The sequence below is a fragment of the Streptomyces sp. NBC_00425 genome (genome assembly GCF_036030735.1).
Classification (GTDB): Bacteria; Actinomycetota; Actinomycetes; order Streptomycetales; family Streptomycetaceae; genus Streptomyces.
This window is the reverse complement of the sequence record NZ_CP107928.1, coordinates 337,594-360,701: the sequence shown is the minus strand read 5'-3', so window position 1 is coordinate 360,701 and position 23,108 is coordinate 337,594. Positions and strand designations below refer to the sequence as shown.

The 23,108-nt window shown below is 69.8% G+C and carries 23 protein-coding genes and 3 pseudogenes; 6 read left to right on the top strand and 20 right to left on the bottom strand.

All coding sequences use genetic code 11. The annotated features are described in order from the left end of the window. Positions 1-143: 143 nt before the first annotated feature. Entirely contained in the window at positions 144-1,664 is a 1,521-nt protein-coding gene (locus tag OHS82_RS01575) for an APC family permease (RefSeq protein WP_328433067.1), read from the top strand. 9 nt (positions 1,665-1,673) lie between these two features. Here the strand turns inward: OHS82_RS01575 and OHS82_RS01570 are convergent. Beyond that, a pseudogene (locus OHS82_RS01570) lies at positions 1,674-1,880 on the bottom strand (transposase); the annotation flags it as partial. Positions 1,881-2,030: 150 nt separating this feature from the next. Between OHS82_RS01570 and OHS82_RS01565 the strand changes: the two are divergent. Together OHS82_RS01565 and OHS82_RS01560 are read left to right on the top strand one after the other, a co-directional pair. After that, the gene (locus OHS82_RS01565) at positions 2,031-2,645 is read left to right on the top strand and encodes a YdeI/OmpD-associated family protein (protein WP_057575097.1); all 615 of its coding nucleotides are present in this window, start codon (positions 2,031-2,033) and stop codon (positions 2,643-2,645) included. Between the two features lie 310 nt (positions 2,646-2,955). Beyond that, positions 2,956-3,662: pseudogene (locus tag OHS82_RS01560) on the top strand (IS256 family transposase); the annotation flags it as partial. A gap of 200 nt (positions 3,663-3,862) precedes the next feature. Here the strand turns inward: OHS82_RS01560 and OHS82_RS01555 are convergent. Beyond that, positions 3,863-4,261, bottom strand: coding sequence for a DUF4440 domain-containing protein (locus tag OHS82_RS01555; RefSeq protein WP_328433066.1), 399 nt, complete (start codon positions 4,259-4,261; stop codon positions 3,863-3,865). Positions 4,262-4,859: 598 nt separating this feature from the next. Beyond that, the gene (locus tag OHS82_RS01550) at positions 4,860-5,054 is read right to left on the bottom strand and encodes a hypothetical protein (protein ID WP_057575099.1); all 195 of its coding nucleotides are present in this window, start codon (positions 5,052-5,054) and stop codon (positions 4,860-4,862) included. A 159-nt stretch (positions 5,055-5,213) separates the two neighbouring features. Here OHS82_RS01550 and OHS82_RS01545 point away from each other — a divergent pair. Continuing rightward, a pseudogene (locus OHS82_RS01545) lies at positions 5,214-6,110 on the top strand (EamA family transporter); the annotation flags it as partial. A 223-nt stretch (positions 6,111-6,333) separates the two neighbouring features. Here OHS82_RS01545 and OHS82_RS01540 read toward each other — a convergent pair. Genes OHS82_RS01540 through OHS82_RS01530 form a run of 3 tightly spaced genes read right to left on the bottom strand, consistent with a single transcriptional unit; the run spans position 6,334 to position 8,339 of the window. Next, complete coding sequence (locus OHS82_RS01540; RefSeq protein WP_328433065.1) at positions 6,334-7,206, bottom strand: haloalkane dehalogenase; 873 nt, start codon at positions 7,204-7,206, stop codon at positions 6,334-6,336. A 36-nt stretch (positions 7,207-7,242) separates the two neighbouring features. Continuing rightward, positions 7,243-7,647, bottom strand: coding sequence for a pyridoxamine 5'-phosphate oxidase family protein (locus tag OHS82_RS01535; protein WP_057575102.1), 405 nt, complete (start codon positions 7,645-7,647; stop codon positions 7,243-7,245). Further along, positions 7,644-8,339 (bottom strand): NAD(P)-dependent oxidoreductase, encoded by a 696-nt coding sequence (locus tag OHS82_RS01530; RefSeq protein ID WP_328433064.1) that lies wholly within the window; start codon positions 8,337-8,339, stop codon positions 7,644-7,646. Before OHS82_RS01530 ends, OHS82_RS01535 begins: the two co-directional genes overlap by 4 nt. 76 nt (positions 8,340-8,415) lie before the next feature. Here OHS82_RS01530 and OHS82_RS01525 point away from each other — a divergent pair, with 76 nt between their 5' ends. After that, positions 8,416-9,054, top strand: a complete 639-nt coding sequence (locus OHS82_RS01525; RefSeq protein WP_328433063.1) for a TetR family transcriptional regulator — start codon at positions 8,416-8,418, stop codon at positions 9,052-9,054. Here OHS82_RS01525 and OHS82_RS01520 read toward each other — a convergent pair. The 14 genes from OHS82_RS01520 to OHS82_RS01450 all read right to left on the bottom strand — a co-directional run bounded on the left by OHS82_RS01520 (position 9,037) and on the right by OHS82_RS01450 (position 22,292). Continuing rightward, positions 9,037-9,186 carry a hypothetical protein gene (locus OHS82_RS01520; RefSeq protein WP_328436009.1) on the bottom strand — a complete coding sequence of 50 codons (150 nt, stop codon included), beginning with the start codon at positions 9,184-9,186 and terminating at the stop codon, positions 9,037-9,039. The two genes, OHS82_RS01525 and OHS82_RS01520, sit on opposite strands and share 18 nt — an antisense overlap. A 215-nt stretch (positions 9,187-9,401) precedes the next feature. Next, on the bottom strand, positions 9,402-9,833 hold the full coding sequence (locus OHS82_RS01510; protein ID WP_328433062.1) for an SUKH-4 family immunity protein: 432 nt from the start codon (positions 9,831-9,833) through the stop codon (positions 9,402-9,404). A 482-nt stretch (positions 9,834-10,315) separates the two neighbouring features. Then, positions 10,316-10,648 (bottom strand): MazG nucleotide pyrophosphohydrolase domain-containing protein, encoded by a 333-nt coding sequence (locus OHS82_RS01505; RefSeq protein WP_057575106.1) that lies wholly within the window; start codon positions 10,646-10,648, stop codon positions 10,316-10,318. Further along, the gene (locus OHS82_RS01500; RefSeq protein WP_328433061.1) at positions 10,635-12,173 is read right to left on the bottom strand and encodes an ARMT1-like domain-containing protein; all 1,539 of its coding nucleotides are present in this window, start codon (positions 12,171-12,173) and stop codon (positions 10,635-10,637) included. Before OHS82_RS01500 ends, OHS82_RS01505 begins: the two co-directional genes overlap by 14 nt. Next, positions 12,167-14,194 carry a PEP/pyruvate-binding domain-containing protein gene (locus OHS82_RS01495; protein ID WP_057575108.1) on the bottom strand — a complete coding sequence of 676 codons (2,028 nt, stop codon included), beginning with the start codon at positions 14,192-14,194 and terminating at the stop codon, positions 12,167-12,169. The genes OHS82_RS01500 and OHS82_RS01495 overlap by 7 nt, the downstream gene beginning before the upstream one ends. Before the next feature lie 47 nt (positions 14,195-14,241). After that, positions 14,242-15,180 (bottom strand): hypothetical protein, encoded by a 939-nt coding sequence (locus tag OHS82_RS01490; RefSeq protein WP_057575109.1) that lies wholly within the window; start codon positions 15,178-15,180, stop codon positions 14,242-14,244. A 13-nt stretch (positions 15,181-15,193) separates the two neighbouring features. Further along, positions 15,194-15,805 carry a histidine phosphatase family protein gene (locus tag OHS82_RS01485; RefSeq protein ID WP_057575110.1) on the bottom strand — a complete coding sequence of 204 codons (612 nt, stop codon included), beginning with the start codon at positions 15,803-15,805 and terminating at the stop codon, positions 15,194-15,196. Continuing rightward, on the bottom strand, positions 15,796-16,515 hold the full coding sequence (locus OHS82_RS01480) for a hypothetical protein (protein WP_057575111.1): 720 nt from the start codon (positions 16,513-16,515) through the stop codon (positions 15,796-15,798). Before OHS82_RS01480 ends, OHS82_RS01485 begins: the two co-directional genes overlap by 10 nt. A gap of 86 nt (positions 16,516-16,601) precedes the next feature. Beyond that, entirely contained in the window at positions 16,602-17,393 is a 792-nt protein-coding gene (locus OHS82_RS01475; RefSeq protein ID WP_057575113.1) for an ABC transporter permease, read from the bottom strand. Beyond that, on the bottom strand, positions 17,386-18,141 hold the full coding sequence (locus OHS82_RS01470; RefSeq protein WP_057575115.1) for an ABC transporter permease: 756 nt from the start codon (positions 18,139-18,141) through the stop codon (positions 17,386-17,388). Before OHS82_RS01470 ends, OHS82_RS01475 begins: the two co-directional genes overlap by 8 nt. Beyond that, on the bottom strand, positions 18,141-19,085 hold the full coding sequence (locus tag OHS82_RS01465) for an ABC transporter ATP-binding protein (protein ID WP_057575118.1): 945 nt from the start codon (positions 19,083-19,085) through the stop codon (positions 18,141-18,143). The genes OHS82_RS01470 and OHS82_RS01465 overlap by 1 nt, the downstream gene beginning before the upstream one ends. Beyond that, positions 19,082-20,224, bottom strand: a complete 1,143-nt coding sequence (locus OHS82_RS01460) for a hypothetical protein (RefSeq protein ID WP_057575120.1) — start codon at positions 20,222-20,224, stop codon at positions 19,082-19,084. The genes OHS82_RS01465 and OHS82_RS01460 overlap by 4 nt, the downstream gene beginning before the upstream one ends. Positions 20,225-20,241: 17 nt before the next feature. Next, entirely contained in the window at positions 20,242-21,078 is an 837-nt protein-coding gene (locus OHS82_RS01455) for a hypothetical protein (protein ID WP_328433060.1), read from the bottom strand. After that, the gene (locus OHS82_RS01450) at positions 21,075-22,292 is read right to left on the bottom strand and encodes a M16 family metallopeptidase (protein ID WP_057575126.1); all 1,218 of its coding nucleotides are present in this window, start codon (positions 22,290-22,292) and stop codon (positions 21,075-21,077) included. Before OHS82_RS01450 ends, OHS82_RS01455 begins: the two co-directional genes overlap by 4 nt. Positions 22,293-22,702: 410 nt before the next feature. On the opposite strand from OHS82_RS01450, the gene OHS82_RS01445 reads away from it, so the two are divergent. Next, positions 22,703-23,002, top strand: coding sequence for a LuxR C-terminal-related transcriptional regulator (locus OHS82_RS01445; protein WP_079041001.1), 300 nt, complete (start codon positions 22,703-22,705; stop codon positions 23,000-23,002). The last annotated feature ends 106 nt before the right edge of the window (positions 23,003-23,108 follow it).

Genomic DNA, 23,108 nt, shown 5'->3' with positions numbered 1-23,108 from the left:
GACCGTACGAGGTGCGTGTTGCCGCCAGATTTCTAAAGGTCTGATTCACAAGTATTTAACGTCCCAACACCCTTGACCGACTCATTCGGACTGAAGAGTTCCGGTCCAGTACACCCGTGCAGGACCAGGAGAGGGGCCACCCGATGGCAGTGGACGAGGGCGTCGCCCCGGCGGCGGACACAGCGGCGGAACCGGGCGGAGAAGGCGCCGTTCACCGGCTCAAACCGAACGCCATCGGCCTGCTCGGGGTGGTCTTCATGGCCGTCGCGACGGCCGCGCCGATCACCGCGATGACCGGCAACGTGCCCTTCATGGTGTCGTCGGGCAACGGCATCGGCGCCCCGGCGAGCTACCTCGTCGCAATGGTCGTTCTGGCGATCTTTTCCGTTGGCTTCACCTCGATGGCGAAGCACATCACCTCCACGGGAGCCTTCTACGGCTTCATCTCCTACGGCCTCGGCCGCTCGGTCGGACTCGCCTCGGGGCTGCTCGCGACCTTCGCGTACGTGGTGTTCGAGCCGGCGCTGATCGGCATCTTCTCGACCTTCGCCACCACCACCCTGCACGACCAGACGGGCCTCGACATCCCCTGGTGGGCGTTCGCGGTGCTGATGCTCGCGGTCAACGCAACGGGCACCTGGTTCGGCGTCTCCGTCGCCGAGAAGCTGCTCGTCGTCCTGCTCGCCACCGAGGTGACGATCCTCGCGGCCATGGCGGTCTCGGTCGCCTTCCACGGCGGCGGCCCGGACGGCTTCAGCATCGACCCGGTCAACCCGGTCAACGCCTTCAAGGGGACCAGCGCGGGCCTCGGACTCTTCTTCGCCTTCTGGTCCTGGGTCGGCTTCGAGTCGACGGCGATGTACGGCGAGGAGTCCCGCAACCCGAAGAAGATCATCCCCAAGGCCACGATGATCTCGGTGCTGGGCGTCGGCGTCTTCTACGTCTTCGTCTCCTGGATGGCCATCACGGGCACCGGACAGTCGTCAGCCGTGAAGGTCGCCACCGACGATCCGCTCGGCCTGTTCTTCGGCCCCACCGAGCGGTACGTCGGCCACTGGGCCGTCGACGTCATGCAGTGGCTGATGATCACCGGTTCGCTGGCCTGCGGCATGGCCTTCCACAACTGCGCCGCCCGCTACATGTACGCGCTGGGCCGCGAGGGCGTACTGCCCTCCCTGAAGAACACCGTCGGCCGCACACACCACCGGCATGGCTCCCCGCACATCGCGGGCCTGGTGCAGACCGTCGTCTCGGCCGTTCTGATCGGCGCGTTCTGGGCGGCGGGCAAGGACCCGTACACCGGTACGTACGTGCTGCTCGCGATCCTCGGCACGATGGCGATCCTGGTGGTGCAGGCGGTGTGCTCCTTCGCCGTGCTGGTCTACTTCCGCTCCCAACACCCCGAGAGCCGGCACTGGTTCAGGACGTTCACCGCCCCGCTCGTCGGCGGCGTCGCCATGCTCGCCGTGGTCACGCTGCTGGTGTCCAACATGGGAGTCGCGGCGGGGCCGGAATCGGGTTCCCTGGTGCTGAAGGCGACGCCGTGGCTGGTCGCGCTGATCGCGGTGGCCGGCGTGGGCTACGCCCAGTACCTCAAGCGGCGGGACCCGTCCCGCTACCTGCTGCTGGGACGGACGGTGCTGGAGGAGACGAAGGAGCGCTAGGGTCCGTCTTCAAACGGATCTCGCCCAGAGCAAGAGTGACGCGGGACTGACCGCCGCCTCGTAGGAGGTGGCGGTCTTGTCGTATCTGGTGGCGATGCCGCGGAAGCCCTTGAGCTGGTTGAAGCAGCGTTCGACGACGTTGCGTCGGCGGTGGATCTGCCGGTCGAATGCCGGTGGCCGGCCTCCGTGGCGGCCACGGCGCGCCCGGTCCGGACGGTCCGTGCTCTACCGCCGCACCCCGCTCGGCGAGGCACTGGGCGCCGGTACGGGCTGAGGATCGAAGCCTGCCCGCCTGTCGTCAAACGATGGCGGGCTCAACGAGTCACCGCGACAGGTCGCAACACCGGGTTGCGGCACTAACCTGCGGTGGTGACCGGAACCGAGCTGGATGAGTTGATCGTTGCTGACGGCGCGGGCCTGCGCGCGTGGTTGCTGGACAACCACACCGCCTCTCCTGGCGTTTGGCTCGCCCTGACCAGGAAGGGCGGCTCCGTTACCACGCTGACCTGGCAGCAGGCAGTCGACGAGGCACTGTGCTTCGGCTGGATCGACGGGCAGGCGCGCAAGCGCGACCAGGGGAGTTCCTGGAGGCGGCTCACCCCGCGCCGGCCCCGCAGCGTCTGGTCCCAGCGCAACGTCGCCAACGTGGCCCGGTTGGAGGCGGCCGGCCTGATGCTGCCTGCCGGCCGCGCCGCGGTGGACGCCGCGAAGGCCGACGGCCGGTGGACGGCCGCTTATGCGCCGTCATCGGAAGCGGAAGTGCCGGCCGACCTGCGAGCCGCGATCGCCGCCGACCCAGCGGCGCAGGCGATGTTCGAGGTGCTCACCAAGACCAACCGCTTCGCACTCATCAGCCGGGTCAATGCCGTCAAGCGGGCCGAGACGCGCAGCCGGAAGATCGCCGAGTGCGTGGCGATGCTGGTCCGGCACGAGACGGTCCACCCGCAGCGAGCCAAGCCGGCGGACCCGCCGACGTCGTGACCGGGCGTCTGCCGGAACGAACGCCCGGCCAGCCTGGAACCCAGCCCTCTGTGCCTGGGTCGGCCGGAACGCAGCATTGATACCTCCGAGACGTCCTCGGTGCCACCCGGCACGAGACGACTGCGCAGCCGGGCGGTTGAGACTGGCACCGCCGCGAGGGCCTCGGCGAGCATGTCGATGGCATCGGCCGCGTCCTCGACCGCGCCCGCGCTTCAACTCCCCGGCGTCAGCGCGTCTGTCAGCTGGCACACAGCATCGGCCACCGCCGGCTCCTCGACGCCCGGCCCGGCCGCTTCCAGTTCCATGTCCCCGCGCTCGCCTGGAGGAGGCGAAAGCCGCGGTCTCGGTGCTGATGGGCATGCGCGCTGACGGCACGAAGGAACTGATCGCGATGACAGACGGCTACCGCGAGTCGTCCGAGGAGTGGGCGGCCCTGCTGCGGGACTGTGCCTGCCGGGGCATGCGGGCCCCGGTCCTGGCCGTCGGCGACGGTGCGCTCGGCTTCTGGAACGCGCTGAACGAGGTGTTTCCCGACACCCGTCACCAGCGGTGCTGGGTTCACAAAACCGGAAATGTGCTCGACGCGCTGCCCCGCCCAGGCCTGCGGCCAAGCGCGCGATCCAGGAGATATACAACGCCGAGGACGAGGAGCACGCGGCCAAGGCCGTCCGCGACTTCGAGCGGGCCTACGGGGCGGAGTACCCCAAGGTCGTCAAGCGGATCACGGACGACGAGGGCGAGTTGCTGGCGTTCGTCGACCTCCCTGCCGAGCACTGGATCCATCTGCGGACCACGAACCCGATCGAGTCGACCTTCGCCAGCCTGCGGCTGCGGACGAAGGTCACCAAGGGCGCCGGCTCCCGCGCCGCCACCCTGGCGATGGTCTTGCAGCTGGTCGAGTCCGCCCAGGCCCGCCGGCGGGCCGTGAACGCACCCCACCTCGTCACCCTCGTCCGCGCCGGAGCCCGCTTCGAACGCGGCCACCTAGTCGAACGCTCCGAGAGCCTCGCGGCATGAGCGGCCTCATAAGATCCGAAAGGCACCTGGCCATCAGGGAACCCTGCGCCGTGTGCGCAGATGGCTCTAGAGCCGGAAGAAGGCGGCGCTACGGGCAGAACTCTGTCGGAGCCCTACCCGCTCTTCGGCACCCTCGGAGCGACGCCAGGTCGTCCGCCTGCTGCAGAAGTTATGCCTGTCCAGCCCGTGCTCGACAGGCTTCAGGGCTGGTCGTACCAGGCGAACGCTGCGATCCTCCAGCCGTCTGAGGTGCGGACGAACTGGATGGTCTTGGTCCCGCCACCCTCGAACAGCTCACCGTCCAAGATCCCAGACTTGCGGTACTCGCCGAATCGCGACGCGATATCGCCCGCGATCTCGGTACGTTCGGAGACCTCCCACTCGGAGAACTCGACCAGCCGACCGTCCGTCAGCAGGCGCTGGCGGGGCTCGATGAACTCGTCCACGGTGTAGACCGTGAACTCCGGGCCGGTCTTGACGATCACACCGCTTGGAAGAACCAGCTGGCGGATCCGGGCCACATCGGCAGCCTTGCCACCGCGGTTGTCGAAGGTGCCGAAGAACTCGGCGGTCACCGCGTCGATCTCGGTCTTGGACATGGCGCGACGGTAACACCGGAGGGGCGTACACATTACGCCGTCGCCGATACCGCCGCAGGCTGTGGCCCGCGGCGGCTCCGTGAGTTGGCCCGCTCCGAGGAGATCCGAAATCTAGCCCCGGGCCGCCGGCAGCCTGACGCCGGGTGTGCAACGGGGGGCAGGGTCGACAGCAGTCTCGCCCGCTGGAGCTGCGCGCTGAAGTTCCCATATGCGTTTCATGATCTTGCCGCCGCCCGTCCGCTAGCGGGCGGCACAAAGACCAGCTTCGACCCCGGCCACACGGTTGCCGGGGGATGGGTGCCGTCCGCACACCGCGCGGACCCCTTCCGGCCATCCATGATGGAGACGCACCGCATGACCACGCATGCCGTGACGCCGCTTCGGCGCGGCTTACTCTTCGTTTCAGCCGCAGCGATCGCCAGGGGAGCCGGGGGCGCGGCAGCAGAGGAACTCTTCCGCACCAGTGGCCTCGGCCCCATAGCCGTGTCGTTCTGGCGCTTCGCCATCGCGGCTACCTCCTGGCCGTACGGCACCTCCAACATTCCGCTCCGGCCAGGCCCTCCCCGACTGGAGCACCTCCGTCGTCACCGGAATCGCCCTAGCGGCCTACCAGACTGCCTACTTCGGTGCCGTGCAGGACGCAGGACTTGCACTGGGCGCGCTGTTCACATTCGGTGCGAGCCCGATCCTGGTCAGTGCCGGCGCACACGTCCTGCTCGACGAACGACTCAGCAAGCGCGGTGCCGTCGCGATCGGGATCGCTCTCACGGGCCTGTTGCTTCTGGTAGCGCATCCAGGTTCCGGGCCCCGTCCCCTTACGTCGGCTACAGCGCCGTCATCCTGTGGGCCCGCAAGGCAGGCACCACGAGCGCGGGCGCGACCACCTGGGGAGCGGGAGCACTATGCCTCCTGACTCAAGGAGTGGCCCCGGAGTGGGCACACCACCGAGTCCACCGTCTGGCTGATCTTCCTAGGCGTCGTGCCGACCCTGCTGGCCTACCGCTGGTACTTCGCCGGGCTGACCACGGTCCCCAGCACCACCGCCGCCGTCCTCGTGCTCCTCGAACCGGCCACGGCCGCGCTCCTTGCCATTCTGCTCGGCGAGCAGATCAGCTCGGCCCTCATACTCGGACCGACCCTGCTACTGACGGCTATCGCCGTCCTGGCGACCAAGCATGAGCTCGTTGCCCTCGCCAGCGCCCAGCACGCCCTGGCCGGCCTCGCCGACGACGCCCCCGACGACAACCTGCGTCAGACGTGCGTCGCCGTCCTGCGCGCCTACCTCAGCCTGCCCTTCTCCCCTGACCCCGGTGACCAGCCGAGCGACACCGCCACCGAAGAACAACGCAAGGCTTACCAGGACAAGCGGGACCGGTACCTCGCGCTACGAGAGGTCCGGCACACCATCCTGCGCCTCATCGGAGACCACTACCGCGTTCCTCGTGGCGCTCACCGCTCGTTGCAGGGATGCAATCTTGATCTCCCCGGGATCACCATCGACGGTGATATGGACTCCGGCGACGCGACGTTCTCCGGCGGCACGGTGTCCTTCGGCAGCGCGACGTTCTTCAGCGACCAGGTGTCCTTCGACCGAGCGACGTTCTCCGGCGGCGGCGTGGTGTCCTTCGGCGACGCGAGGTTCTCTGGCGGCGTGGTGTTCTTCTACCGCCGACGCTGTCCGACGGCCGGATGTCCTGCGACCGTGCGACGGGCGCGGTTCCTACTATCTCTTGATTCAGGGGAGGCGCAATCGGTCGTCTTCGCCCCCTCGCATCACGAATGGATGATCCAATCGATCCGCACGGGAAATCCGAGATCAATTGTCAGCTTTCGGAGTCGGCTGCGCTGATGTCCGAAGCCGCCGGCCCAAGCATGTGAGTTGATTGGGCGGTCGTGTCGGCAAGGTGTCGATGTCGTCCCGGTCGCAGGGCCTCCAGAAGGTGGCCGGGAGGCGACATCCGAGGGTTCCCGTTCTCGGTGGCGTTCGATGGTGATGGCGATCGCGGCGCATACACCGGTCGGTGACAGCTCAGCCGCCCCCCGGGGGCGGTCGGCACCGTCGTCGAGGACACCTACTGGCGTGCCAGCCCGTGGCGGTCGGCCCAGGTGTTGATCGACGCGGCCAGCTCCTCGGGGCGGTCCTCCGGGGAGTGGTGACCGGCCGGGCCGTGGCGGGTGACTTCCAGGCCCGCGATGTGCTTCTCGCACCAGGCCACGGCACCTTCGTCGGTCATCGCACCCGGACCCGGCTCGAACGCCGCGAGCAGCTTGGGGATTTCGGGGCTGGCGGCCAGCCAGGCGTCGTAGTGCTCGACGCGGGCCACAACGTCGGCGGGCTCGGCGTCCAGTGGCATCATGCGCGTCCACGCCAGCACCGGGCGGCGGCTGCGCGGGGTGGGGAAGGGACGACGGTAGACCTCCAGGTCGGCAGGGTCGAGCGGGGTGGCGAGCGTGTCCGGGAGTCCTTCGATGAACAGCGACTTCTCCAAGATCATCTCCTCGCCCACTCCGGGGGTGCGCAGGAGGGTGAACAACTTCCGCCCTGCGGCCGGAAACTCGTCGCCGACCAGAGGCTTGGTGATCGTCTCGGTGAAGGCGAGACCGCGGACCCGGCCCGGGAGACGGGCGGCTCTGTCGAAGGCGAGCGCGCCGCCCCAGTCGTGGCCGACGAGGACGGCCTCGGTAAGGCCCAGGGCGTCGAACCAGGCGTCGAGGTAGCGGGCGTGGTCGTCGAAGGAGTAGGCGATGTCGGGCTTGCCCGAGTCGCCCATGCCGATGAGGTCGGGGGCCAGAAGGCGGCGGCCGGGTGCAGCCACGACCGGCAGAACGTTCCGCCACAGGTGGGAGGAGGTGGGGTTGCCGTGGAGGAAGACGAACGGCAGCCCGTCGGGATCGCCGGACTCGCGGTAGTGGAGGGTGGAGTCGAGGACCGGGAGCGTGGGCATCGCAGGGTCACTTCGCTTTCAGTTGCGGGGGATTCATCAGAGATTGAGGCTCAGGACGTGGTCGACGGCGATCTCGATGACGACCAGGTCCAGCGGGGCGGGCGGGGCCGCCCGGTAGCGGTCGGTGTAGCGGCGGACGGCCTCGGCCAGGCGCGCGGGATCGTCGGTGACGGCGGCCCGGCCTTCGAGGGTGACCCAGCGGAAGCCGTCTGCCTGGCAGAGCGCGATACGGGCTGCCGGGTCGCCTGCCATCACGTTCCGGGCCTTGCGGGCTCCCGCCCGGGTGGTCACCCGGACCAGGCCGGTGTCCGCGTCGAGGGTGAAGCGGACCGGGGTGACGTGCGGGGTGCCGTCGGGGCGGAGGGTGGTGAAGGCTGCTGTGTGGGGGCTCGTGAGGAATGCCCGTGTGGCTGCCGGAAGTTCGACGGTCGCCCGGCTCACTTCTTCTTCACGCCCTCGTGCCAGATCAGCTTGGCGATGTTCGGCTTCACAGCCGTCGTGATGACGCCCATGGCTGTACGGACGTACCGCCGTTCCTCCAGCTCGCGCAGCATGCTCGCGGCGAGGTCGGCACGGGCGGTGAAGACGCCATCAGCGCTGGTCTCGGCGGTGTGGTAGTCCGTGACGACGGGGTGCTCGAAGAGGCCCGAGGGCCGGACGAGGGTCCAATCGAGGTCCGTCTGACGGATCACGGCCTCCATGCGGCGCATGTCCTCGTGGAGGGTGCGGCCGAGGCGTCGGTTCACCAACGGGTCGAGTACGTGATTGAAGAAGTGCGCGCCGGTGGGGCGCCAGTTCGGGTCGGCGATGCTGGAGCTGATGGTGAGGAGCCGCTTGATGCCGTGGCGGGTCATGGCCCCGGTGATGGCCATGGCGCTCGCCGAGTACGTGGTGATGGTCTCCTTGCTGAAGCGCGCGCCCAGCGCGGACAGGACGGCGTCCGTCCCGGCGATCGCGGCATCGACGGCCGCCGGATCGGTGGCGTCGGCGACGGCCACGGCGAGGCCGGGCCGCTCGGAGGGGAGGGAGCCGGGGCGGCGCGTCACGGCGACGACCTCGTGGCCGGCGGCGAGGGCCTGGTCGGTGAGGTGGCGGCCGGTCGGTCCGTTGGCGCCGAAGACTGCGATACGCATGGTGTCGGGGCATCCCTTCGTGTGGTTTCCGGAACGCCCTTGACTGTGCCGATCACGAAACGCAGGCTCAACGTTGATGAATAACGCCGCCCCTGCCCCCGCCCGCACGCGAGGCCGCCCCCGCGGCAACCCGCCGACCCGCGAGTCGATCGTCTCGGCGGCCCGTGCCCTGTTCCTGGAGCGCGGATACCGGCGCACCACGGTGCGCGCGGTGGCCGCGGTCGCCGGCGTCGACCCGGCGCTGATCGCCTACCACTTCGGCTCGAAGAAGGGCCTGTTCGCGGACGTGATGCAGTTCCAGTGCGCCAATGCGCTGGCGGTGGACGACGTCCTCGGCGGCGACCCGGCCACCCTCCCCGACCGCCTGATCGACGCGGTGACGGGCCTGTGGGAGGACGCCGACTTCCTCCAGCTCACCGCCCAGGGCGACGAGGCCGCCGAGGTGATCCGCGAATACCTGGAACGCGAGCTGCTGGCCCGGCTTGTTGAATTTCTCGGCGGCCGGGACGCGACCGCCCGCGCCACAGCCGTGGTGACGATCCTCGGCGGTCTCATCTACACCCGCTACCTCAACCCCCTCCCCACGCCAGCCGCCCTCACCCCGTCCGAGACCCGCCTCATCCTCACCCCAGCGCTGCGCGCAGCTCTGGCCCCGAGGCCGCGCAACGCGGCGACCACCAAAGCAGGCCGTCAAGGCTCACCGACCTCTGGTTGAGGCGCCCGTGTGCCCTTGACTACTCAGCGCCTCCGGTGCGGCTGCCCCTGTAGGAAACTCGTGCAGGTTGCGGCCGAGCCGGTCGAGGGTGTACACGACGATGGTGCCGCCGGGGCGAGCGTAGGCGAGCAGGTCGGCCAGGCCGGGCCGGTCGACGGTTCCACCAGTTCAAACAGCTCCGCATCCGCTACGACGTACGCGCCGACATCCACCTCGGCCTGGTCCAACTCGCCTGCAGCATCATCTGCTTGAGACGTCTCCGAACCTCATTCTGAAACGATCAGTAAGCAGAGCCTGGAGCGCCGACTCGACGCACTGGGTGCGGCAGGCATCCTCGAGAGTCGGATCTAGGCAGACAAGAAGAGCGGCACCAACCCGTTGTGGGCGAGTGCGGTGTCGTCAAGGGTGGTGACGCGCTCGCGCAGCTCGTCCGCCGCCGCTTGGAATCTCTCCTCCTCGCCTGCCTCGTAGAACGGGAAGCGGGCGATCGCCGCCGCGACGCACTCGTGGAAGACTCGAAGGTCCCGGTTCACGTGGTTGGCCTTTGCACACTCGGACGTGGGGATGTGCACCACGCGACGCGCCGCGGCGTCGATGCCGAACCGTCCGAACAAGCCGCTGGTCCCGAAGACGACCAACCCGCTCTCACCGATCCCGTCCAAGAGCGCCGCCTCCCGCAACCGTTGGTACTCGTAACCGATCAGCCCTGTCGGGATGCCCGTCCGGCGCAGGTCGCTGGCGATCTCGTCGGACACGTCTGCTGCGCAGTCGATGCGCACGACGGCGTATTGAGGGAACGGCAATGGCGGTAGATCCCGGATCACGCGAACATCATCCTCGTACTCCGGCCGCCCCGGAAAGCCAAGAGCCGGGCCGCCTGGCGCCGCCAAGCGGCAAGGCCCGACATCTGGCATTCACGTTCAGTGGCCGTCGGCGGAATCCACAAGAGCATTCAGGTGGCGGTTCCGGGTTCCAAGGTGCGTCGCCGGCGGAGGTTGGCTTCCATGGCGTGTGGGGGAGTGACGGTGCAGTCGTACGGCACGGTCCGGATGGCCACTGCCACGCCGCTGGTGATCTGGCAGCGTCGGCCGATACGCACCGCGAACAATTCGACCGCCGCCCCGGCCGCGTCCAGCAGTGGTGCGGCGGCGCAGCGCCGGGGATCTGCTGAGTCCGAAGGATGCCCTGTGACCGCCGGCCTGCCAGTCGTACGAAGGACCCTGACTGCGTATGCGAAGGATGGCGGGGGATGTGGGCGGCGTCAGCTCACCCACCCCTCCCGGCGATACGACGCCAGTTTCTCCGAGGTGAGTCTTCGGAGGTCGTCGACACAGTGGTAGTGCAGGGCGATGGTCACCGCGCAGCGCACCACGTCGAGAATCTCCTCGGCGAGGTCGCCGACGTCCGGTTCGCCGTGACGCTCGCGCTTGATGCCCATGCCCTCCAAGTGGTTGATCTGCTGGGCGACTTCACCTGTCTCCTCGGCCAGGCGGGAGACGAGGTGGAAGATGTCGTTGTGGCGGGGGAAGCGCTCGATCGCTCCCGCGGCGATCAGTCTCACTTCGTTCAGCCAGTCGTCCTCAGGCTCTGGCACTTGACCTCCAAGGATCGGGGGAGGAGAGCGTGACGTATGAGGAGACGTCAGCCGAAGGGAACGGTACGGGTGCTGCCCCTGTGAGCCGGTGCAGCCTCCGGCTCACCCGTTGCATCTCGCTCTCCAGTGCGGCACGCGTCCTGGGCGCGATCCGTCCGGCGAGCGAGCCGAGCCGTCTCAACTCGTCGCGGAGCACGGCCGGTTCCTCGCACCGCTCGCGGCGTTCCCGGTCCATCAGGGTGCTCCAGCACAACCGGACCTCCCGGCTGGCGTAGCATGCCGTGCGGTGGCGGCGCCCCTCGAAGCCCCAGTTCGTGTACTCGCCCGGTCCTGAGCGGACCAGGAACAGGGGCGCCGTGCTCGCGTCCACCCCTATCGCACTCTCGTTGAACTCGCTGACCAGTACGAATCCGGTGTACATCACCTTGTTGACGCCGCCCTGGAACATCTCATGGACGTTGGTGCCCTTCACGAACACGCACTGCGCGTCGTCCAGGGCCCGTGCCAGCTCCGGGGACACTTTGCAGAGATTGGCCGTGGCCATGCTGGGTCCGGCGGTGCAGACGTCCGTGGCCCGCAACCGGTCGACGCCGAGCGCCCGCAGGCGCGGCGAGTCGAGCAGGCGCAGCACCAGTGTGGCGTCGGCGTCCGTGTAACAGGGCAGGGATTTGGGCACCAGGGTGAGCTGGAGCCGAGGGTTCGCCGCCAGGAGACGGTCCAGCAGCAGGAGGTCGATCACCGTCTCGGCGCAGTCGTCGAAGAACCACACCAACCGGAATGGTCCGTCGAGTGCTTCGGTACGGAATGTGTCCCAGTGGTCCACGTGCAGCGGGCGTTCGGCCAGCTCCTGGTACTTCGGCCACAGCATTCGGGCCAGCGCCGCGGGATCACCCGAGGAGCCCACGGGCAGGGCGATCCCGGGACCGGGAGCGCGCAGCTTCTGCCCGGCGCCGATGAGTCCGGCGGCGAGGCTGTAGCGCAGCAGGGCGGCCAGGTCCTGTCCGCAGCTGTCGACGACCAACGAGGCCAGTTCCAGGGCCACCTCGACGGATCGGTGCGCGTACGTCCGGTGCGTGACGACCGGCGCCCGTACGTCACCGAACACGCAGTGCGCGATGACGCGGTCCGCCACCGACGGCATCTCCTGGTTGGCCAGCGTCTGCGCCACCGTCGTCCCCGCGACGGAGTGCTCGAGCAGCCGCAGGGTCTGTTCGTGGCAGAAAGCGGCGACGGCGGGTACCGCGTCCCCGCCGCCGGCTGGCGGCGCCACCCGCCGCAGCTTCCCCGAGATCACACCGGAGAGCCATGGCCCGAACTCGCTCTCCGCAGAGCCCAGCAGCACCTCGCCGTTCATCCGCTCGGCCACCGTGAAGCCGTCGGGCACGAAGTTCGGGCGTGACAGCAGCCGCCGCCACGCGCCACTGCCCCGGGAGTCGTCGCACAGCAGCCGCTCCACAAGACGTGCGTCGCCTAGGTCCAGCGCGTTCAACGCACCGGCGTACGAGGGGAATCGGGGTGCTAGCATGCCTGCTCCCGGTGGTCGACTACCGCCACCCCGGCGGGTGAGATCTCCACCCTCATTCCGTCGCGGAGTCCTGTGGCGCCGGGTGACACGATCGCCGGGACTCCTCGTTCCCGCAGCACGATGGCGGTGTGGCACAGGAGGTTGCCGCGCTGGAAGACGAAGCCGGCAGCGAGGTCCACCAGCGGGATGAGGCCCGCCGACGGGTACTCGGCCACCACGATGACGTCCGTGGCGCGGCTGACCGCGGCGACGGCGGCGGTGATCCGGGCGTCCGCCATGACCGTGGCGTTGTCCATGCCCGAGCCGACGACGCTGACCTCCACCGCGCGGGCCGCCTCGTCGAGGTCCCCGAGGTCCGGCAGGTGCAGAACGGTACCCGAGGCGACTCCGCCGGAGATCAGCTGCCCGCCGGGGGCCGCCGGGGCGGCGAGGCGGCCGCCTTCGAGGCTGACGTCACGGATCATGGCGCGGCCGTCACCGGTGTACCACTCGACGCGCGCCTCCCCGAGGGACGTGCACAGAGCCCGGGTGACGCGGGCGATGTCCAGGACTTCCGCGTCGGACCGGTCGAAGTCGTACGGGGGTGTCTCCTCCGGACGCCACCACCAGCCCTCGCCGGGCTCGATGCGGCACCGATGCTCGAATACGGCGATGTGCTCGCGTGCCACCTGCCCCGCGGGCGAGACCGTGAACACCGACGGGACGAGCCCGCCCTCCTTGATGCCCGGGAGCCCGGCGGGGAACGCCTCGACGACGACGGTTCCGTCACTGAGGACGGCGGAGAAGCCGGAGGCCTCGGCGGGCACGATCTCGCCGACGTGCGCCGCGCAGAACGCGGGGTCCGCCAGCGGATTGCGGTCGTGTCCGCGCTCGAGGTGGAGTGCGAGCTCCGCGAGCGGTGCGACGGCGCCGGTGCCGCGTGCAGCCCAGTTGATCTGGACGTAGTCGGTGCGCAGATGTCCGGTGAGCTCGTCGGCCAGGCGCCGCGCGTCCTGCGGACGGTAGACGACGTACGCCTCGCGGTACGTCGGCACGTCGAGAGCCGCACACTGCCGGCGCAGCCAGATGTGCTTCATCAGGGCGCCTTCGAAGCGCTGTCGGCACAGGCCGAGGTCGACGTCGTGCAGTGCGCCGACGTCGGAGTCGGGCCACCAGGCGGCCGCGGGGGCGCGGGGCGCGGTGGTGTGCGTGATCGGCCGGGCCTGGAGCGTGTGCAGCCGGCCGTCGCTCCACACCCACTCGATGTCGAGCGGTCGGCCGAAGAGCTGTTCGCTGCGCTCGGCAAGGGAGTTGAGGGAATCACGCAGGGCACGCGGCAGTGTGACGCCGCAGTCGTCGTCGCCGGCCGCCAGAGCGACGCGTCCGCCGTGGGCGCGCCCCGACGTGGTGTCGGTCGCGCTGCCCCAGGCGACGTCGGTGATCGGCCCTTCGACGTGGGTGACCGGATCCCGGGTGAACAGCACGCCGTGCGCGTCGGGCCGTACCCAGGTCTGGAGGAATGCGGCGTACTCGTGGGGGAATCGGCCATGTGTGTACGCCGCGACACGGGCCGTGTACAGCGCTGCCCAGCAGCGGGCAAGTGCGGCGAGTACCTCCCGCACCGACTCCAGCGGGCCTTCGGACTCGAAGACCCCGGCGAAGGACAGCCCGGCGCCGTCCTCCACCGGAACGGACGAGCGCACCATCACCGGCCCCGCCGCGAGCAGCCGCTCTGCGGCCTCGCTCACCTCCGCCACCAGGTCGCCGGGCCACGGTGTGCGCGTCAGGGCACGGCGGATGAGTTCGAGCGAGCGGCCCGTGCCGGTGGGGACTGCGCCGAGGTCGCGCAGACGGTGCTCGACCGCCCGGCCGATGTCCGTGCGCGACGCCACCTCGGCGAACCAGCGTGAGGTGACACAGACGCCGTCCGGGACCTCGAGGCCCACCCCGTGCAGGCGGGCCAAGGCCCCTGCCTTCGCGCCGGTCAGCAGCGTCGGGAACTCGTCGGCCTGATACAGCGGTACGAGTCTGTCCTGCTTCACCTTGACTCCCGTCCTCGTGTGTCCTGCGTCCCGGCCCGTGCCGGACGTCAGCTGGCGCTCCGCAGATCGACGCGGAGCGGCGCGCCGGACTCGCCGGTCGCCTCGTAGACCTTGAACTCGTACATGTCGATGACCCGGACGCTGCCGTCGGGGTAGATGCCGTACTGGTGGTGCGTGCGGGTCTCCGCGGTCGGCTTGAACCGCTTGCCGTCCCGGCCTTTGATGCTCAGAGCGTTCACGACCGGACTGTCTCCGGCGTACGAGCCCAGGTCGTAGATGTCCTTCGCCGACACGCGCCGCGGATCGGCCAGCGCCTTCTCCGACTCGTCGGGGCGCAGCCCGGCCAGCTCCATCGCCCGGGCCAGGAACCGGAGCGCCTCTTCGCGCCGGTCCGCGGTGGATTTGAGGTTGATGCGGAACCGCAGACCCGTGGGGTCCTCCATGCGGGTCGAGCCCAGGTCCCACAGCGGCGCGAGCGTGGCGATGTCCTCGGCGATGCTGTGCAGATAGCGCTCGCTGCCCCAGCCCGCGTCACAGGGCGTGACGGTCAGTTTGACCTGCGAGACGACCTCGGGGGCCGCGGCGATCTCGCGCAGCGCGGTCCGCGCGAACCGCTTGTTCTCGCTGCCGTTGGTCACCAAATACAGCCCCTGACCCAGGAATTCGCGCCAGACGCGGGCCACGTCGAACGTGGTCCGGGTGGTCGCGCCGTCCCTGACGTGGTAGTCGAGCGGGTCACTGATCCGCCAGGAGGCAATGCTGCGCCGCGGGGTGATCCCGCGGTCCGTGAACGCCTCGCCGATGTCGTGTGCGAGCCGCGTCAGGGTCGTGAAGGGGGTCATCTCGACGGGGCGTGTGTCGCCGAAGGCGGGGCAGTGCGTGCAGTTGCGGCGGCAGCGGTCGTTAGCGTGGAGGAAGCCGAGTCCCTCCAGAACCTCGTCGAGTACGCCTTCCTCGATCAGCGGGGACAGCGAAGCGTAGGCCATGGCGGTGCACCTTTCACCTGGTACCGGGGAAATGGGGAAGAGGACGGACCCGGCCCGGCGGTGCGGACAGGTCGAGGAGGAGGAACTGGCCGGGGGACAGGTGCGCCCGGTGTGAGCGCCAGGTCTCGGCGAGGTCCCAGCCGTTGGCCTGTGCCGTCAGGACGGTGAGGGTGACCGCGTGGGACACGACGATCGCCGGTCGTCCGTCGTCGCTGATCAGCTGCAGTACCCGGGCCACCCGGACGGCGACGTCGGCGAGCCCCTCCCCGCCGGGCAGGGGGCGCATCGGATCCTGCTGCCAGCCGGCGTACGCGGACTCGCCTGCGGGGCCCGTGGAGGTGGACCGTCCGCGCAACTCGCCCCAGTCGACTTCGCGCAGCTCCGTTCGCGGTGTGACGCACAGGTCCGGGGCGATCAAGTCCCGCAGCAGGGAGGCGGTCTGGAGGGCCCGCCGGGCGTCACTGCTGTAGATGACCTCGGGGCGGAAGCCAGAGGCGGCGATGCGTGACCCGGTGAGCGTGACCTGGTCGCGGCCGGTCGCGTCCAGCGGTATGGCGGAGGAGAGCGGGAAGCGTGCCTGCGCGTTGGCAGTCGTCCGCCCGTGCCGGACCAGGATCAGACGCACGGCTTGCCTCCCTGCCGCGCCGGACCCGCACCGGTGGCGCCCGTCGCCCGGGCTGGGCGCAGCGTTCCGCCGCCGGTCAGGTGACCGCGGATCTCCCGGGCGACCCGATCGGCGGGAGCTCCCGCGTCGAAGTCGGCCACGCGAGCCCCGGCGCGCGCGATCTCGGCCAGGGCGGGGAGGGTCTGCTCGACGTAGACGTCCGCCTTGCGTTTCATCCGTGTGAGGTCCCGCGCGCTCGGCCGGCTCCTGTCCGTGCGCGCCGCCCGGGAGAGCTGGCGGCGCAGGGAGAAGCCGAGGGGGTCGTCGCCCGGAGTCCGTAGGTGAAACACCGCCAGCCTCTTCACGGGCAGTCCGCTGGTGAGCAGGAGGCGGGCCTGCTCCGGTCCGCGCGGCACGCTGTCGAGCACGATCGGTTCACTGCCGGCCACCCTCTCGGTGAGCTCCATGAGTACGCGGTCGAGTTCCGTGGGCATCAGCTCGCCCCGGTGAGCCCGCGCGTGCGCGGCCTCGCGAACCTGGGCGACGCGCGTCCGCTCCCGCGAGGTGAGGCGGGCGTGGACGGCGGGGTCTCCGAGCAGCAGCGCGGGCACCGATACGCACAGGGCCGGGGTGCCCCAGACTTCGCTCAAGGCGGTGACGAGCCGCGCTGCCTGCGTGGTCTTCCCGGACCCGGGCGGGCCGACCAGGCTGTAGGCGATCGCAGTGCTCATAGGCTCATCTCTCTGCTGGAAGCGGTGGGGGAACGTCGCAACGGGAGCGAACCTCGGCGGAGGGAGGCCTCGGCGGACGGAGGTCCTCAGCGGAGGGTGAGGGCGCCGGCCCGGACCTGATAGCGGAGCGACGCGGTGAGCGCCAGCCAGCTGACGGCCCCCCAGAGGAACAGCACCCCGCACTCTGCGAGAACGGCGGGGAGCGGAACTCCGTCGCCGGCCACGGCGGAACGCACCGCCCGCAACCCGTGCGTCGCGGGAAGCACCGAGGCGACGGCGCCGCCGAGACCCCCGTGCGGGGGTTCCGAGTTGACCCCGGCGAACGTCATCAGCAGGATCGTCGTCCCGGCCGTCAGATACATGCGGCACTCCGGCCACCGCAGGCTCACTCCGGCGAGTGCGAGGGCGAGGCTGTAGCTGCTGAGGGTGATCAGCGACTGGAGCAGGAAGCAGACGGGCAGGACCAGGGGGCTGATCTCGACCCCCGCCAGCCAGCGCAGCATGACGAGGGCGAAGCACGAGGTGACGATGCCGTCGGCGGCCCAGTACAACCCCCGCGACATCAGCACGAGGAGCGGTCCGTTGCGGCTGAGCAGCAGGAACTGGAGGGTTCCGCCCCGGCGTTCGCCCACGCTGGAGGACACGACGCCGAGCGCGCCGAGCGGTCCCAGGACGATGGCGTTGCCGAGCGCCATATAGCGCTGTGCGCCGTCCGAACCGATCGCGTGGCCCACCATCGAGAAGAACAGGACCTGGCACAGCAGTCGCGCCATCCAGCCGAACAGCCACGAACGCCAGGTGTAGAGGGCGCGGTAGTCCTGGTAACTGCTCAGCAGTCCGTAACCGACCTGGTGGAGCAGGGCCTTGGCGTCACGCATGGAGCCTGGCCTCCCCTCGGCGGGACCGCGACAGCGCTCGGCGCAGCAGAACCACGCCCACGGCCAGTTGGAGGGCCGACAGGACGATCAGAGCCGAGAAATGTGACCAGCGGCCCTGTCCGGATCCGGTCATCGCGTCACGGAGCAGCTGCGCCCCGTGGGAGAGGAAGAACAGCCGTGCGACCCACTCGAACGGGGCCGGCAGGGAGGTGACCGGGAGAACGAGACCGCCGAGGATGTAGAAGGGGTAGGTCAGGGCGTTCTGAAGGAGACGCCCCACGGGTACGAAGATCATGAGCGCGCAGACCAGAAGAGCCGATCCCGCAGTGCCGACGACGAGCAGCAGCGTGGCCGCGAGCGCGGTGAGAGGCTCGTGCACGGGCAGCGGCAAGCCGAATCCGACCCGGCCGATCGCGATGACCTCCGCCAGGACGGGCACGCTCAGTGCGGTGATGGTGCAGACCCGCGTCACCAAGGAGCGCACATAGGCGTCCGGGGTGAGGAGCGAGGGCTCCAGGGCGCCGTCCCAGCGGTCGTTGTCGACGACGTCCGCCGCGACGAACATCGCCTGCGACCACATGCTCATCGAGAACGCGGTGAGGGCCACGGTGGTGGCCAGTTCCGGCGCCCCGTACGAGCGCACGGTGGTGAAGAAGACGACCGCGTACAGCGGGACGACGATCAGCGTGGCCAGCAGACGCGGTGAACGGGTCAGAAGCAGCCACTGCAGTTGCACGAAGGCGGCCATCAGAGGGCGAACTCCCGGTCCTCGATGATGGACCGGTAGACCTCGGCCAGCGTGGGCCGGGCCAGCGACAGCTCACGCACCCCCGCGGCGGTCAGTACCCGGAGCACCTCGTACAGTGCGTCGTCCTCAGTGATCCGGAGCGTCACGAACCCCTCCGGCGTCGGCCCGTCCACGGTGACGCCCGGGACGCGCGCGACGATCTCGACGGCGTCGGCCGACACCCCGTCCGCGGTCAGGGTCCGCGGCGTGTCAAGGCCGGCGAGCAGTTCCTTCGGTGCGCCTTCCCGCAGGATACGGCCGTGATCGATGAGTGCGACGCGCGAGCACAGCGCCTGCGCCTCCTGCATGTCGTGGGTGGCGAGGAGCACCGTGGAGCCGCCGTCCCGCAGCTTCTCCACGAGCCCGCGGAAGCCCTGCGCGGCATGAGGGTCCATGCCGCTGGTGGGCTCGTCCATGATGAGCACGCGCGGATCGCAGAGCAGCGCGCGGGCCAGGTGGACCCGCTGCACCATGCCACGCGAGTACGTCTCCACCCGGTCGTCGGCACGTTCGGCGAGACCGAGGAGCTCCAGCAGTTCGTCCGCCCGGTTGCGGCAACGGCTGCCGGAGAGGCCCTGCATAGCGCCCCAGTAGCGGAGGTTCTGGCGGGCCGTCAGACGTCCGTAGAGCCCGCGTTCACCGCCGAGTACGAGGCCGATGCGCTTTCGGACCTCGGGCGCGTCACGCACCACGTCGAGACCGTCCACACGAGCCGAGCCGCTCGTGGGCAGCAGCAGCGTCGTGAGGATCCGCGACAGAGTGGTCTTGCCCGCGCCGTTGGGCCCGAGGAGTCCCACGACCTCGCCTTCCTCGGCGCGCAGGCTCACCCCGTCCAGCGCGGTGACCTCGACGCCCTTGCGGCCGCGGAACCGTCGGGTGAGATCCTGGACGTCGATGGCGCTCATGGCCGTGCCCCGTCCAGGGCGCGCAGCCGCCGGAGTTCGGCCAACGCCGACTCATGGGCGGCAGGGCTCACGAGCTCGGTCTCCACCATCAGGAAAACGCCCACCGGGCACAGCAGCAGAACGCCGTCGGCGAATGCGTGGAAGCGCACCCCGGATTCCGGGCCGGGCGTCGGCTCGCTGGGCAGCCGCAGGCCGTGCAGCGGACGGCCGCTGTTCAGACAAGGCTCCCGCGTCCAGGCGCCTTCGGGCTCCCCGGACCCGGTCTCGCCGGCGCGCCGTGCCTCCGTCTCGCGCCCTGCGGGGTCACGCAGCAGCTCCCGGAGTCGGTCGTTGGCAGCGCTCGGCAGCGCGCGGCAGCCGTGCAGCATCTCGCTTAGCCGCAGCAGTTCCGGCGCGAGGCGGTAGCGGTCGGCGGCCTCGGCGAGCGCCTTCGGGGGCGGACAGCCGGGGCTGTCCAGAGTGAGGGCCAGGTCGAGGACGTCCTTGACGCTGAACGGCCGTTGGAACGCCTCCTCCGCGATGGCCAGCAGGTCGCAGACGACCTGGTCCCGCGGCGGCTCGGCGCGCACCGGCACCACGCCCGGCTCACCGGGGTAGGCGAAGGTCACCAACTCGACCCGGTGATCGGCGTCGAGGATCGGGTCCTGCGCGGGCCAGCGCAGCACCACGACCCAGTGCACGTGCGCCCCGCTGCCCAGCACCGTCACATCGACGTCGCCAACCGGCCGGTTACGCAGCACCGTCGTCACAGCCCCCCAGAGCGCGGCCTCGTTCGGTACGTACGCGTCCAGGTCGCCGCTGGGGCGCAGCACGTCCTCGGGGTAACGCTGCTCCAGCGACGGGCCCTTGAGGACACGCACCCCGGGGACGTCGGCCGCCAGGAGCGCAGCGAGCTCGCGGTAGTCCTCGACCCTGACCTGCATACGGCGCAGTTCGTCCGCGGAGCCGCTGCCGACGACGACGCCCTGACGGGCGGCGACGGACAGGACCAGGGGCGCCAGGTGGCCCCTCAGCGAGCGGGCGGCGCGGACGAGATCCCGCAGCGGCTCCTGCGGATCCACGCCCAGCGCGGCGAAGAAGAGGTCCAGCGTCGGCGGGGAGGCAACAGCCGGCGGTGAGCCGGCGGACGAGTCGGTCATGTCTGTCCCTTCGTGGGTCACCACGCGCGCTCCCAGAAGGCGTGGTCGATCGACCAGCCGGTGCGCAGCAGCGTCTGGAGCACCTTGGCCGCATGACGGGCGGGCTCCGGCTCATGGGGGTGCACCACGTGCCCGCACAGACGCCGTCCGGCAGTGGCCTGCACGGCGGCGGCGACCAGCGCCGAGGTCGCTTCCCGCCGGTACTCCGCGTCGTCGACGAGAATGTCCACCAGCTCGGCGAACGCCTCGCCGGTGACCTCGTCCCGCTCGCCGGTCAGGACCGTTCCGTGCCCGATGGGCGCGCCCGCGACGTGGGCGATGAACGAGAGACGGCCCGGATCCGTCAGCACCGCCCTGATGAGGTCGTGCTGGGAGTCCACTTCGTGGCCGGGGTAGGCGTTGCGGTACGCCTGCACCAGCCAGGCGTGGACGCGCGCGTCGTCGTCGGGGACGGCGGGACGCACGCTCACCGTGGAGCTGGAGCTGGAGCTGGAGCTGGAGCTGGAGCTGGAGCTGGAGCTGGAGCTGGAGCTGGAGCGTGGCGTGGTGACGTCCGTGGAGCGGTCGTGGCGGATGTAGGTGAGACGGGGACGCCAGGGCTCCGGCAGCGGAACGCCGTCCGACACGCGCAGCAGAACCGCCTCGGCAGCCGTGTGGCGCTTCCGTACGAGGTCGCAGAGCTCACCGAGCGCCTCGGCATCCTCGGCCAGCCCCGGGTCGGAGTACTCGACCAGGACCTGAGGGCGTGCGGTGAACGGGTCGTCGTACTGATCGGCCACGTACCGGTGCCCGCGGACCTCGTCCAGCAGACCGGCACGTCGGGCTCGCTCCAGGTAGTGGTCCGTCGTGTTCACAGGGCCACCGGACTGCCCACGACCCGCAGGCCGTCCCGGACTTGCACGGCGGCGCTGCGCAGATCGTCCGCCGTCACCGCGTCGATGGACGCGACCTCCTGGGCGGGCGACCAGGAACCGAGTCCGCCGGCGCGCAGGGCGAGGAAGCGGGCGCAGTCCAGCGGGGTGTCCATGGAGGTGAGGATCCGCATCCGGGTCTGGCGGCGTGCGGAGGCCACATCGTCGGGTGCCGGGCCCTTCGTCGCGACCTCGTCGAGCGTTGCGCGGATCACATCCAGAGCCGCGTCGCCGTTGCCCGGCTCCACACCGGCCAGGACCCGCCACACGCCGGTGTCGGCATAGCCGCGGTTCCATGCGTGGAAGGTGTAGGCGAGTCCCGCTTCGCCGCGCAGCCGGCGGTACAGAAGCGATGACGGGCTCGAACCGAGCAGTTGGGCGAGGACGTCGAAGCGATGCCTGTGCGGATCGCCTTCGGGCACCGAGCGCGCGCCCACGCACAGCCACGTGAACTCCGTGGACCAGCGCACCGGTTGAAACGGCAGCGGCGCCGGCGAGGGCGGCACGGTCGCCGGCGCCGTGCCGATCGCCGCCAGGACGCGCTGGTCGATGCCGGCCACCACGGGGTCGACCGACTTGGGCACTCTGGGACCCACCACGATCACCGACAGTGCGGCGGTCAGCATCCGCTCCTCGTGGGCGGCGGCGACCGACGCCGTGTCACACCGCTCGACATCGGCCTTCGTCCCCGCGACCGGACGCCCCATGGGATGTCCGGGGAAGAACCGCGCGAGGAACGCGTCCTGCGCGACGTCGCTGTGATCGGCCGCGGCCATGGCCAGTTCCTGGAAGACGGACCGTTTCTCCTGTTCGAGGACGTCCTCGCTCCACCGCGGTTGCAGAACCGCCTGATGGAGCAGGCCGGCGATCTCCTCGGCGTCGTCGGGATCCGTCTGCGCGTAGAAGAGCATGCGGTCAAGGCCGGTCTCCGCGTTGGCGTGACCGCCGAGCCGCTCGACGTACTCGCTCAGCGACGGGACGGCCCCGACGGGCGCCGACATCAGCACGTGCTCCAGCACATGGGCGAGCCCGCACTGACCCTCGAGGTCGAGTCGCGAACCGTACTTCGACGCCAGGCAGATGGTGGTCGTACTCAGCCGCTCGTCGACCATGCTGATGACGGGTACGGGGCCGTCCACCGTCGTGAACTGATGCACAACAGCCCTCCATTCGGAAATTCACTTGCGTCAAGCGGCTATGCCGCCACCCGAAGGTGGCGGCATACACTAATTCACCGCTGTTCAGTTGTCCTTCGGCTTGACCTTGTCGAGACGCGGACGCAGGGCTGCGGCGTGCTTTGCCATGATCTTCCTCCTTGATCGAACTGATCGGGACGGCCGTAACGTTAGGCATTGCCCGGCGGCGGCAGCAAGACCACTTTCTGTATTCCGCAAATCAAGGCGAAGGCGGTCGCGGCGCTTTCGGGATACGGAATGCCGGCGTGCGGGCTGCGGCGCGCGTCCATGGAACATAGATCGAGGCTGCGCAGTCAGTGATCAGACGGTGATCGGGCTCTGAGAGTGTTGTCGAGTGAACGGCTGCACCAGGAAGAGGTGATGTGACGGCCATGGACGATCGACCGCGCCGGTTGCCCCCTACGATGCCCCGACCGGCTTCCTCACAGCGCCTTGTGCTCGATGAGCACCAACTCAGACTCATCTCGCTTCTGTTGGCGGGTCACACCGACGTGAGTGCCGCGCATCGGCTCGGGGTCAGCCCCCGTACCGTGACCAATATGCTGCGCTCCCTGATGAACCGGCTCGGTGTGGACAACCGCTTCCAATTGGGCGCCGCGCTCGGGACCCGAATGTGGTGCGAGAACGCGCCGATACGATCCGACCGCCGCGACCGCGATGCGTTCGCATGAATTGAAGGGGTGATTCGATGTCCCGCCGAAGCCAGCTGGAGCGAATCCGGGCAAGGGAACCGGAACCGACAGTCGGATAAGCCGGAGGCGTCGATGCGGAGAACGC

What these genes read in the sequence shown, in the direction of transcription:
- OHS82_RS01445 (WP_079041001.1), top strand. Translation starts at nt 22,703, where the DNA reads ATGGACGATCGACCGCGCCGGTTGCCCCCTACGATGCCCCGACCGGCT.
- OHS82_RS01465 (WP_057575118.1), bottom strand. Translation starts at nt 19,085, where the DNA reads ATGAGCGCCATCGACGTCCAGGATCTCACCCGACGGTTCCGCGGCCGC.
- OHS82_RS01490 (WP_057575109.1), bottom strand. Translation starts at nt 15,180, where the DNA reads ATGGCCTACGCTTCGCTGTCCCCGCTGATCGAGGAAGGCGTACTCGAC.
- OHS82_RS01540 (WP_328433065.1), bottom strand. Translation starts at nt 7,206, where the DNA reads ATGCCCACGCTCCCGGTCCTCGACTCCACCCTCCACTACCGCGAGTCC.
- OHS82_RS01500 (WP_328433061.1), bottom strand. Translation starts at nt 12,173, where the DNA reads ATGCTAGCACCCCGATTCCCCTCGTACGCCGGTGCGTTGAACGCGCTG.
- OHS82_RS01530 (WP_328433064.1), bottom strand. Translation starts at nt 8,339, where the DNA reads ATGCGTATCGCAGTCTTCGGCGCCAACGGACCGACCGGCCGCCACCTC.
- OHS82_RS01575 (WP_328433067.1), top strand. Translation starts at nt 144, where the DNA reads ATGGCAGTGGACGAGGGCGTCGCCCCGGCGGCGGACACAGCGGCGGAA.
- OHS82_RS01480 (WP_057575111.1), bottom strand. Translation starts at nt 16,515, where the DNA reads ATGAGCACTGCGATCGCCTACAGCCTGGTCGGCCCGCCCGGGTCCGGG.
- OHS82_RS01555 (WP_328433066.1), bottom strand. Translation starts at nt 4,261, where the DNA reads ATGTCCAAGACCGAGATCGACGCGGTGACCGCCGAGTTCTTCGGCACC.
- OHS82_RS01525 (WP_328433063.1), top strand. Translation starts at nt 8,416, where the DNA reads ATGAATAACGCCGCCCCTGCCCCCGCCCGCACGCGAGGCCGCCCCCGC.
- OHS82_RS01460 (WP_057575120.1), bottom strand. Translation starts at nt 20,224, where the DNA reads ATGACCGACTCGTCCGCCGGCTCACCGCCGGCTGTTGCCTCCCCGCCG.
- OHS82_RS01550 (WP_057575099.1), bottom strand. Translation starts at nt 5,054, where the DNA reads ATGCGCTACCAGAAGCAACAGGCCCGTGAGAGCGATCCCGATCGCGAC.
- OHS82_RS01470 (WP_057575115.1), bottom strand. Translation starts at nt 18,141, where the DNA reads ATGGCCGCCTTCGTGCAACTGCAGTGGCTGCTTCTGACCCGTTCACCG.
- OHS82_RS01475 (WP_057575113.1), bottom strand. Translation starts at nt 17,393, where the DNA reads ATGCGTGACGCCAAGGCCCTGCTCCACCAGGTCGGTTACGGACTGCTG.